This window comes from Cellulomonas biazotea, assembly GCF_004306155.1.
In the GTDB taxonomy this organism is placed as follows: domain Bacteria; phylum Actinomycetota; class Actinomycetes; order Actinomycetales; family Cellulomonadaceae; genus Cellulomonas; species Cellulomonas biazotea.
Genome location: NZ_BIMR01000510.1, coordinates 1 through 689 on the forward strand (window position 1 = coordinate 1; position 689 = coordinate 689).

Annotated in this window: 1 pseudogene; it reads left to right on the forward strand. The window is 81.7% G+C overall.

Annotated elements, in window-relative coordinates:
* Window positions 1–689: pseudogene (locus CBZ_RS21305) on the forward strand (CHAT domain-containing protein); the annotation flags it as partial.

Genomic DNA, 689 nt, shown 5'->3' on the forward strand with positions numbered 1-689 from the left:
CCGCGCGGGGCAACGCGCTGGGCGCGCTGCGGGCGGACGCGCGGGCGCTCACGGCCGCCGTGCTCGCCACGTCCGGGCCGGCCACGGGGTCCCGGACGGAGGTGCTCCGGGACGGGCTCGCCGCGACCGCCGACGCCCTGGCCGCCCGCGGGCTCGGCGCGGAGGCGTGGCCCGTCCGTCTGCAACGTGCCCGGCTGGACGTGCGGACGGGTCGCCTCGCGGAGGCGCACGCCGTGCTGCGGCGCGCACGGCCTGTGCCGGCCTCACCCGTCGCCGACCGCGTCCTGGCACGGGAGGTGCGGGCCGAGCTGGCCGCGGCCGAGGGGCGACGAGCACGCGTCCTGGCGCAGGCCACCGCGGGGCTCGACGAGCTCGAGCGATGGCAGGGGGCGTTCGGCAGCGCCGACCTGCAGAGCAGCGCCGCGGTGCTGGGCCGGCCGCTCGTGCTCCAGGGCGTGCGCGCCGCCCTCGCGCTCGGCGACCCCGTCCGCGCCTTCGCGTGGTCCGAGCGGGCCCGCAGCCTGGCCGGCCGCGTCGTCCCGCTGCGGCCGCACGACGACCCCGCGACCGCCGCCGAGCTCGCCGAGCTGCGCCTGCTGCGGCTGGCCGGCGGCGCTCCGTCGTCAGCGGAGGGACGACGCGAGGCGGAGCTGCGGGCCTCGGTGCGCCGCCGCGCGTGGGCGCAGGAG